Consider the following 10,201-nt stretch of genomic DNA (forward strand, 5'->3'; position numbering starts at 1 on the left):
GATATTGCGGTGAAATATTCTAGTTTACCGCACAACCAAAGAGAGACTGGGGTGCGTGGCGGTGCTGTCAGACGAATGCGAACCCGTCTCAGTTTACCGCGAAACCCGTGAACCTATGCGGAACAAAGTTGACGCCACTCGGCGAGAGCAGCGGTACGGTTGAGCTTGAAATTTGCGCGTGAGTAGAGATGGCGCTCCTGATTGAAATGGTTGTGGACAAAAGAATGAACGGACGCGAACTTCTGCAAACAGTGCATTCGCCTGAACCGCAACATTGCCCTCTCTCGTCGTCGAAACGGCAGGTGTGAGTTTTCGGCCCGGTTGTTTAACCAGCGACCCGTTTGCTGTTTCTCGACATTGCCTATCGCCTTCATCGCCGCGCCGTAAGAACGCAACTTATCGGTCACGATCACATCCGGTTTGCCGTACCGTTTCATGATTTTTCGCAAGAAAATCAGTGCTGCTTTGCGGTCCCGGCGTTTGGTGACATAGGATTCCAGCACCTCACCCTCATGATCAACTGCGCGCCACAGGTAGTGGGTCTCGCCGTTGATTTTCACAAACACTTCGTCCAGATGCCACTTCCAGTTCGAGTAAGCGCGCATTCGATTAATTCGCTTTCGACGTATTTCTGAGGCGAACATTGGACCAAATCTATTCCACCAATACCGCACAGTCTCGTGGCTGATGTCTACGCCACGCTCATGTAGCAGGTCTTCAACGTTTCGCAGTGAAAGCGGGAACCGAATGTACAGCATTACCGCCAGGCGAATGATCTCGGGGCTGGTTTTGAAATAGCGAAATGGGGAGCGTTTTGTCATGGCAGAACGCTAAGCCCCCGCCCTGCCCGTCTCAAGTCGGTTTCTTCTGACAGTACCCGCCGACCAGTTGAGGACCACGCCGGAACTGGCGAACAATGTAATTGCTGCAATGTAAGGCCCGCAAAAAACTGAACGAAGTTGATGCTCAATCCGCGTCCTTTACTACCCATTGCCGCAGGTTTTTCGCCGTCTCGGCGCATAGTGAAAGTAACAGGTCACGTTTCATGAACCTGCCTGCCGGATAACTGTCCGGTCCTGTTGCCAGACACAGATCAGCCCTGCTCGCCGGGTGCAGCTCCGGGGACGACGCCGCGATGAGCACCACCAGCTCCGCGGCCGGCGGGGGGTCCCGGGCCCGGCCACTGCCCCGGCCGCGTTCGCTGCCCCGGCAGGACCAGCGCATTGATAATGATGGGCCGGGAAATGCCCTTCAGGTTTTTCTTACCGAGAAGGACGGCTTCGATATCCGGCTTATTCCGAATGGAGTCGTAAACCTGCTCGGATACGCAAATCCCTCCCGGCTCAGCCAACGGTTCAATCCTTGAGGCCACGTTAACGCCATCGCCAAAAACATCCGCATCTTTGAATATCACATCGCCAACGTGGATGCCAATGCGCAGAGTCAGGGTCTGATCCTTGACCAGGGAACGCTGAATTTCCAGGGCACATTGCACTGCTTCCACAGCGCTCATAAAAGCAGAGAGCGTACCATCACCGATCTCTTTCAGCCACTCTCCGTTGGCACGCTCAATAAGCGGGCGGAGTATCTCCCGGTTGCGATCCAACATATTTAACGCCATCTGTTCATCCCTAGACATGAGGGCTGTATAACCGACGATGTCGGTGAACATGATGGCAGCCAGTTTGCGTTGCAGGGTCAAGATCGCCGCCTACTGGGATTGCACTGTTTCGCAACTCCATATCCTCGGCCGTGCTTGAGCTCTGTGAGGAGGACGGAGAGTCTGGACTGCTGGGTCATCAGGTTGGCGCCGGGCTAAGGTCAAATATACGGGCAGCGTAACGGGATAGCAAAAGCCCCCAAGGCGATCCTCCTACGGGATTTGACGGAGGCTGTTTGTTTGTGCCTACCGATGCATCTCAGCTGGTCCTTAGAATGATGACTGTGGCAGCACGTCGCCAGCTAGTAACACAAGGTAACTCTCCCCGTATCCGGTTCCGTATCCGGCTCTGGGTGTGGTTCTTTGCGGTTCTTTGCAGGAGTTTGCGCGTTTAGAGGAAAGCCTGAAAGTCGCCGATTGCCGACACAGATCAGTGCATCCCGTAGACAAATTAGGTTGTAGCCCGTAGGGGAATCGAACCCCTGTTGCCAGATCGAAAATCTGGAGTCCTAACCACTAGACGAACGGGCCGCAAAGGGCGGGTGAATTTAGACGCCAGGCAAATCGGCCAGCAAGGCATTCAGACCGATTATTGAAACCGTTTCCGGGAACCATTCATGGAAACGGTCCGCCCACATGAATGATTATCGAGTTGTCGCCTGTGTAGCTGGCCCGAGCGCGAATTGCAATGTATATTGGCGCGGCAACCACAGGGGCACCATGGAGAGAAAACAGTTCCTGATCTACGCGACCACAGCTACCGGCCTGCTGCCGCTGCTGCTCACCGAAATCGCCTGCGACTCCTACGGCGGCGATAGCGTAACTGCAAGCAGTAATGAGGATGGGTTCACGAAGAGCTCATCCAGCAACAATGGGCATACCCACTCAGTGACTATCCGGTTCTCCGATGTGAACGCTCCGCCCGCCGGCGGCAGGACACACACCACCAGCCGCGTCTCACATACTCATACGCTTACCCTGTCCCAGGCCGATTTCCAGGCCCTGGGCAGCGGCGACACGATCACCCGCAGCACCTCCACGGACGCGTCTCACAGTCACACCTTCACTATCAAGGTGCCCGACGCTTCAAGCACTCTAGGTGATGACGGTGATGACGATACCGGTTATTAAGGCAGGCTTGCCGAGCGAAGTCGTTGGGGTGCCGGCTTAGGATTTACCGGCGAATTTAGGGATCTCGCTTTCGTGGCGGGCCTTGAACTCGGCATAGGCCTGGCTGTCGGTGTAGTCGATGAGGCTGATGATCTGCCCAGCGGCAATGGTCATCACGGAGCAGGTACGGACCTCCAGAATATCGTCCGGGTGAGCGGGCAGCCAGCTACGCTCATGGATCTCCACAAAAACTTTGCCGTGGGCTTCGTCCTCGTACCAGTTCCGTGAAAATTGCTCGTACTCGAAGCCGGGGCCCAGGCCCGTGGCCCGGTTTTCAAACGACGCGATGACCCGGTCGCGGCCCTCAAAGCGGCCCCCCGTGGGCGGCGACCCCAGCACTTCATAGACCGCGTCGGGATGCAACACCTTGCGCAGTCCTTCCTGGTCGCCGCTGAAAAGCGCATTCTCGAATGACTTGCCGATCTCAATGTTTTTTCCCATCGTTTTTCCTTTGCTCCTAGATGGCTTTCGATCTGGCTTTGGGTGGTATCACGATCAATAACAGGATCGCAAGGATAGTCAAAGCGATATAAGCTACCGAAAATATCCACGACGGAAAATCGTAGTACAACAAATTGTAAAGTAGCTGACCGATAAAGGTGCGTTCCCGGCCCGCCTGACCTGAGCCGATCAGCAGCCAGTTCTCCAGCAGCGTGATGGGACATATCAGGCCCACCAGGGCTTCGGCGGCCACCAAGGCAATGGCCCCCAGGTGCAGGTAGCGGATCCGCCGGTTAAGGATCCATGCCCATTTAAGAGCCGCGCCTACCAGGATGAGGATGAAGCCCACCGCCACAAAGCCAACATAGGCCATGTGAAATGCTACCACGAGGTCTGAGAGGAATGTCAATGGCCCGTACCGCTGTCGGGCGTGCAATCCGGCTTAATGCCGCACCGGGAACCCTGGTCAATGCGATCATCGGAAGAAGGTTTCAGACTTTCGAATTTCTTCACGTTGACAATCCCAATTTCCTAGGGCGCGATTGAATAGCACTCGGTTTTCTCTGTAAAGCGGTCGCCATTTCTACAATCCTCGTCCCGTTGCGGTATAGTCTTCTTAAGCGCTTCTTAAGCGCTCGTCCTCTTATCCGGTCCATTTCTCGTAGGTCCGGGCGTAGTGCCGCTTAATTTTATCCAGACTATGCGTTTGGGGACCGCTGAGGTTAACTGACACACCGGCCGTTTTCTCCATACTCGAGAGGATATATTCATTGATTGCAGCCAGGAAGATGGGGCCATATTCATGACTCTTTTTCATACCCACGCCACTGACGTTCAAAAAGGCCTCGGGCGTAGTAGGTCTTTGCCGAGCCATGTCCCGCAGGGCCGTATCGCCAAAGACAATGTAGGCCGGTACATGCTTCCCTTCCGCAATCTTCCGCCGCAACATTCGCAGCGCCTCGAACAAGCCTTTATCGACACCTGCCCACGAATCCTTCGCTGCCTTGGACTCCCTGGCGGGTTTCTTCGCCGGTTTGAGCAGACGGGGCGTCTCTTTTCCTTTCAGGACGTGTCTTCCCTTTGCTGTAACCTCCAGGACGTTGAATTCCCCGGTCTTTTGAATGTATCCCTGCCCCACGAGCTGCTCAATCCAGTCCCGTGTGGTGCGCTTCTTGAAGTCGGATAGGAGGCCGTAGGTGCTCAGCGCCGCATGGCCATTCCTCAGGATTCGCTGCTCGCGCGAACCGGTCAGCACTGCGGCCGTGTAGTCGGCGCCGAATCGCTGGTCCAGACGCATAATGCAGGACAGGATTTTCTGGGCAGCCTCCAGCGAGTCTTCCATGAGGTCCAGATCGCCGAGACAGACGTCACAGGCACCGCAGTTGGCTTTGTCCAGGTCTTGGCCAAAATAGTTGAGAATCGCCTGGTGCCGGCAGATGACACCCGTGCAGAAAGCGAAAATATCCTGCACTTTTCCAAGGGCAATTTCCTTGGGTTCCGGGTCCATATCCCTGAGAATACTCTGCCAGGTCCCGTAGTCGCCGCCCGAATAGAACAGGATACAGTCTGCCTCGAGGCCGTCGCGGCCCGCTCGCCCACTCTCCTGCTGGTAATGCTCGAGCGACTTGGGCATGCCGACGTGAATCACGTAGCGCACATTCGACTTATCAATACCCATACCGAACGCTACAGTGGCGACAATGATGTCCACCCTTTCCTGGATAAAGGCGTCTTGGTTTATCCTGCGCTCCTGGTCCTCCATACCAGCGTGATAGGGCAATACGCGGTAGCCCTTATCGGTGAGCGCCGCACACATCTTGTCCACATCTTTGCGCCGGATGCAGTAGATAATACCCGATTCGCTCCTGTGGCGATCCAGTACGGTGCAGACCTGGCTTACGATATTGCCGCGCCGTGTTACTTTGTAAATGAGATTCGGGCGATCATAAGCCCCAACCAACAGTTCGGGAGTTTCAAGACGTAGCTGGCGTGCTATGTCGCTGCGGACCTGTTCGGTGGCGGTAGCCGTATAGGCGTGCATGGCAATCTCGGGAAACGCCTTCTTCAACAGCCCCAGTTCACGGTACTCCGGCCGGAAGTCATGCCCCCACATACTGACGCAGTGGGCCTCATCCACTGCAATAAAAGAAAGTTCGGTTTTCTTGAGGCGTTCAATAAAGCCGTCCGAGACAAGCCGCTCGGGGGCCAGGTAAAGTAGTTTGAGTGTTCCATTGCGAATGCGGGCCAAAACGGCGTTCCGCTCCTTGAGGGACAGAGTGCTATCAATGCGCGCCGCCGGCAAGCCGCATTCGGTTAGAGCGTCCACCTGGTCCTTCATCAGTGAAATCAGGGGCGAGACCACCACGGCCAGTCCAGGCATCATTACCGCTGGCGCCTGAAAGCAAAGCGATTTCCCGCCCCCTGTTGGCAGGACGACAATCGAGTCCCGGCTGCCAAGGACGCACTCCATGGCCTCTTTCTGTAGCGGCAGAAAACCGTCATAACCCCAATATGCCTTCAATACTTTTTCAATATCCTGAATCACGGTTCCCCTCTAGCAGCCGCATCTGAGTGGGTTGCTCCACTCCATCAAGGCAGACGGATCGGGTAGCAGCCCACACAAGGCTCCGGCCCAAAAGACCTTGATCCCTGATCCCCCCGCAGGGGTCCCTTTGAGGAAAGCTGCAAGTTGCGAGTTACGAGTCCCAAGCCACCGGCCTCCAGGCCCTTGCCTCAAGCCTCCAGCTCGTCTAGCAGGTCCACCGCCCGGCGCATGTGTGGGATGGTGATGGAGCCCCCCACTACCAGCCCGACGTTGAACAGCTCGTAAAAGGTCTCCCGGTCGACCCCACGATCAGCGCACTCGATCACGTGGTAGGCGATGCAGTCATCGCAGCGCAGCACCAGCGAGGCCACCAGCCCCATCATCTCCTTGGTGCGGCGGTCGAGGCGGCCATCCTCATAGACCCGGCTGTCGAGGCCAAAGAACCGCTTGGTCTCCAGGTTGCCCTCGGCGAGGATCTTCTCGTTCATGTGCTCTCTAAAGCGGTTGAATTCCTCGAGTCTGCCCATCGTTGCTCCTGAGTTTGGTATGACTGCGACTACAGCCGCAGCGGTTTGATGCGCGCCATAACAGCTGCGGGGTCCCGTTTCCAGATGTCGGGGTCGGCGTCCACGTAGAGCTCCACCTCGTTGCCGTCCGGGTCGCGCAGGTAAAGGCTCTGGCTCACGGTGTGGTCGCTCATGCCGTCGATGGTCACCCCCGCGGCAAGCAGCTCATCCCGGGCGGAGCGCAGCTCGTCCAGCGAGTCCCCCACCTTGATACCAATGTGGTACAGCCCCAACCTGTGACCAGCCAGGGGGCCCGGAGCCGGTCCGACACGTATAAGCAAGATCTCGTGGTGGGTCCGCCCGGAGCTGAGCGCCACCGCATCACGCTCCCAGGAGCCCACTTCCTCAAAGCCCAGCAGATCCCTGTAAAAGTCCAGCGAGGTCTCCATGTCCCGCACATAAAAGACCACATGGCCCAGGAAGTGCGCCTTCAATGCGGATGATCCCATTCCGGCCTGATGTTCATCCAGAGGGTAGCTCCAGGTCCCGGAAGTGGTCCAGCGCCTCGGGGTTGCCCAGCGCATCCCGGTTCAGGGCCTCACCGCCCGCCAGTATCTGTTTCACGGCCAACTCAACTTTCTTGCCGTTGATAGTGTAAGGGATGTCGGGCACCGCCAGGATGCTGGCCGGCACATGGCGCGGCGAGCACCGGGAGCGCAGTTCGTCCCGGATGGTCTGTTTCAGCTCCACCGACAACACTGTATCGCCAGCCAGCTTCACGAATAGGAGCAGCTGTTCTTCACCGTTGAGCATGTGCCCCACCGCCAGGGCATCAGCCACCCCCGGCAGGCTTTCCACCACGCGGTAGATTTCCGCCGTGCCGATGCGCACACCGCCAGGGTTGAGGGTGGCGTCCGAGCGGCCGAATATCTTGACGCTGCCATCGGAATATACCGAGATATAATCACCATGCCGCCACACGCCGGGGTAGTGGGCGAAATAGGCTTGCCTGTATTTGCTGCCATCCGGATCGTTCCAAAACTTCACGGGCATGGAGGGGAAGGCCCGAGTGCAGACCAACTCACCCTTTTGTCCTACCACCGCACTGCCGCTGTCGTCGTAGGCCTCCACCTTCATGCCCAGGCCCCGGCACTGCAGCCGCCCCCGCACGACCGGCAAGGTGGGGTTGGCCAGGGCGAAACAGGAGAGAATGTCGGTGCCGCCGGATATGGAACCCAGCAACAGGTCAGGCTTCACCTCGCTGTAGACATAGTCGAAGCTTTCCTCACTGAGGGGGGAGCCGGTAGACAGGATAGCCCGCAGGCGGCTCAGATCGTGCGCCACGGCGGGGCGCTCACCAGCGCCTTCCTGCGCGGAAATATACCTGGCGCTGGTGCCGAACACCGAGATGCCCAGCTCGTCTGCCATGCGCCACAGGGCGTCGGTGTCGGGGTAGACCGGGCTGCCGTCGTAGAGCACCACCGTGGCGCCCACCGCCAGGCTGCTCACCAGCCAGTTCCACATCATCCAGCCGCAGGTGGTGAAATAGAATATCGTGTCGTCAGGCCGCAGGTCGCAGTGCAGCCGCAGCTCCTTCAGGTGTTGGATGAGCGTGCCACCTGCGGAATGGACGATGCTCTTGGGCAGGCCGGTGGTGCCCGAGGTGTACATGATGTAGAGGGGGTGGTCAAAGGGGAGCTGCTCGAAGGCCAGCTCCGGGGCCTCAGCAGGCAGGAACTCATCCCAGTGCACCGCACCGGGGATGTCGGTGAGCTCCGGCCGCCCGGTGTAGCTGACTACCACCACGTGCTCAATAGCCGGCAGCTGGCTGAGGATACCGCGCAGTTTGCCCAGCGAGTCGTGGCGCTTGCCGTTGTAGAAGTATCCGTCGGCGGCGAAGAGCACTTTCGGCTCGATCTGGCCGAAACGGTCCAGCACCCCCGGGATACCGAAATCCGGCGACGATGACGACCACACCGCACCGATAGCCGCCGCCGCCAACATGGCCACCACGGTCTCAGGCAGGTTGGGCATGAATCCGGCCACCCGATCGCCGGGCTGCACGCCGGCCTCGCGCAGAGCCTGCGCCAGGCGGCGCACCTCGGCGGTCAGCTCGGCGTAGGTAAGCGACCGCTGCGCCTGGTCCTCCCCCCGGAAGCGGAGCGCCACCCTGCCACCCCCTGCGCCGGTGCGATCAAGCCCGTGGCGCAGCAGGTTCTCGGCGAAGTTCAGCCGCGCACCCTCAAACCAGCGGGCTCCGGGCATGCGGGTCACGTCATCCACCACCTGCGTATAGGACCGGGAATGGACAATTTCGGCAAAATCCCACACGGCAGCCCAGAAGTCGGGAATGCACTCGATAGACCACTGGTAAAGCTGCGCGTAGTCGGCCAGGGCCAGCCCGTAGCGGGCGTTCACCTGCTCCCGGAAAGCGGTCATCTGGGAGCCGGTGATCTGGTCCGGGGTGGGGGTGTAGAGGGGGTCGTTCAGGGTAGCGAGTTACTTGTTACGAGTTTCGAGTTAGCTCTCAATCTGCGTCTGTTCTTCAAATTTCTGAATGGCAAACCGAATGAAGATGCCCGTCAAGTAGATAAAGTTCTCCGCTTCGGCATCCTCTATAACTGCCTTCGCTTTGGTTTTCTGTGCATGCCTTGCAAATTTATTGGCATAGTCAACATATGCGTTCAACATCACCTTATGCTGATTTGAGAGCCTAAGATTTGCGATGAATTTCTGAGCATTTGTTGATAAGCCCTTGTCATTGTCATTAACCATTTGGGCCGTTGCTTCGAGGGCCTCATACATATCCGTGACGACATCACGGAGTTTTTCCGGTTGCTCACTTGACTCACGATAATGGAGCAATGCCTTCTCAAACGGCTTGTAAATATTATCCAAGCCAGCACGTCTTAGCCATCGAAGCGGTTCATTCACCAAACCCCTATCAAGATTCTCAGCACCCTGGGGCAAAAAGTATCCATTCTCCCACGTTACGGAAAGTGACGTGCCAGTCTCATGTAAGGCATTGATAATTATCTGATTTACTCTGTCGCGATGATCGGCCAAAGAATTGTGACCGGCAAGATCTTCAACTCTTGCCCAAAACTTTTCGATTGCCCTTAGGCAATTGAGGAAATCATCGTCTATATATTCATAATATCTCTTCCCTGGCCTATAGTGTTCCCTAACCGCAGTCGCGGCAAGCCTATCTACATCCTGCGGGCCATTAAACCCGAATGTGCCACGCCCCACTACTTCAAACAGCTCATTATAGATTTGATGAATAAACCCCTTTTGTGCTTCTTCACTCCCGATATGAATGTCGAACCGTTCTTCGAATGAACTATTCATCAGTTATCCTTGATCTTCAGTCGAGCGATGCCAGCGCCCAAGCCGCCGCAAGATTGCCCTCATCAATGAATGACTTGATCTGCCGGTGGAGCTCCTCGGTGGATAGCTGGCCGTACCGCTCCTGGTAGTCCGCTTCAAGTGCGGCCGTATCCGGCTTCTCCGCCAGCCCTGCCAGGCGGGCCAAATCGTTGCCGGTGAGCACGGTGGACGTGAGCAGATGCTCCGGCAGGGCCCCAAAGCCCAAGGTCGACTTAGCCCTGTGCCCCGGCACGTCGAACAGGCCGTCCGTGGCGCGGGTATACCAGGTTCCGCCCAGACGGCCCACCAGGTCCAGCTTGCGGGGGTCGGGGCGGCCGTCCGCGTCCAATACCTCCGGCTGCACCCGAAAGAGCAGCACCCGGCCAATAACCAGGTTGCCGCCGGCGCGGTCCGTACCCAGCTCGATATGCTGATGGAAGCGGCACTCCATAACGAAGGGCGACTCGGCCACACCCGGCGCCGCCACCTGGCTGCCCGCTTGGGAAGGCT

At 57.6% G+C, this 10,201-nt stretch carries 11 protein-coding genes and 1 tRNA gene; 1 reads left to right on the forward strand and 11 read right to left on the reverse strand.

The genetic code is table 11. From position 1 onward, the window contains the following. Positions 1-113: 113 nt before the first annotated feature. The 3 genes from IH971_09375 to IH971_09385 all read right to left on the reverse strand — a co-directional run bounded on the left by IH971_09375 (position 114) and on the right by IH971_09385 (position 2,191). Complete coding sequence (locus IH971_09375) at positions 114-821, reverse strand: IS6 family transposase (protein ID MCH7498048.1); 708 nt, start codon at positions 819-821, stop codon at positions 114-116. Between the two features lie 272 nt (positions 822-1,093). After that, complete coding sequence (locus IH971_09380) at positions 1,094-1,702, reverse strand: adenylate/guanylate cyclase domain-containing protein (protein MCH7498049.1); 609 nt, start codon at positions 1,700-1,702, stop codon at positions 1,094-1,096. Positions 1,703-2,119: 417 nt separating this feature from the next. Continuing rightward, positions 2,120-2,191: transfer RNA gene (locus IH971_09385), tRNA-Glu, on the reverse strand. Between the two features lie 189 nt (positions 2,192-2,380). On the opposite strand from IH971_09385, the gene IH971_09390 reads away from it, so the two are divergent. Continuing rightward, positions 2,381-2,791 (forward strand): hypothetical protein, encoded by a 411-nt coding sequence (locus IH971_09390; GenBank protein MCH7498050.1) that lies wholly within the window; start codon positions 2,381-2,383, stop codon positions 2,789-2,791. 36 nt (positions 2,792-2,827) lie between these two features. On the opposite strand, the gene IH971_09395 is transcribed toward IH971_09390, so the two are convergent. The 8 genes from IH971_09395 to IH971_09430 form a co-directional block, all read right to left on the reverse strand. After that, positions 2,828-3,271, reverse strand: coding sequence for a nuclear transport factor 2 family protein (locus tag IH971_09395; GenBank protein MCH7498051.1), 444 nt, complete (start codon positions 3,269-3,271; stop codon positions 2,828-2,830). 16 nt (positions 3,272-3,287) lie between these two features. Further along, positions 3,288-3,644, reverse strand: a complete 357-nt coding sequence (locus tag IH971_09400; protein ID MCH7498052.1) for a DUF2784 domain-containing protein — start codon at positions 3,642-3,644, stop codon at positions 3,288-3,290. Between the two features lie 270 nt (positions 3,645-3,914). Further along, complete coding sequence (recQ, locus tag IH971_09405; protein MCH7498053.1) at positions 3,915-5,813, reverse strand: DNA helicase RecQ; 1,899 nt, start codon at positions 5,811-5,813, stop codon at positions 3,915-3,917. A gap of 191 nt (positions 5,814-6,004) precedes the next feature. Continuing rightward, positions 6,005-6,343 carry a carboxymuconolactone decarboxylase family protein gene (locus tag IH971_09410; protein MCH7498054.1) on the reverse strand — a complete coding sequence of 113 codons (339 nt, stop codon included), beginning with the start codon at positions 6,341-6,343 and terminating at the stop codon, positions 6,005-6,007. A gap of 29 nt (positions 6,344-6,372) precedes the next feature. After that, a complete protein-coding gene (locus tag IH971_09415) occupies positions 6,373-6,816 on the reverse strand; it encodes a VOC family protein (protein MCH7498055.1) in 444 nt (147 codons plus the stop codon). A gap of 28 nt (positions 6,817-6,844) precedes the next feature. After that, on the reverse strand, positions 6,845-8,812 hold the full coding sequence (locus IH971_09420) for an acetoacetate--CoA ligase (protein ID MCH7498056.1): 1,968 nt from the start codon (positions 8,810-8,812) through the stop codon (positions 6,845-6,847). Positions 8,813-8,842: 30 nt separating this feature from the next. Next, positions 8,843-9,673, reverse strand: a complete 831-nt coding sequence (locus IH971_09425) for a hypothetical protein (GenBank protein ID MCH7498057.1) — start codon at positions 9,671-9,673, stop codon at positions 8,843-8,845. A gap of 16 nt (positions 9,674-9,689) precedes the next feature. Beyond that, positions 9,690-10,201 (reverse strand): flavin reductase family protein (locus IH971_09430; protein ID MCH7498058.1); only part of this gene is annotated, 512 nt, incomplete at its 5' end.

Source organism: Candidatus Neomarinimicrobiota bacterium (genome assembly GCA_022560655.1).
Classification (GTDB): Bacteria; Fidelibacterota; Marinisomatia; order SCGC-AAA003-L08; family TS1B11; genus JADFSS01.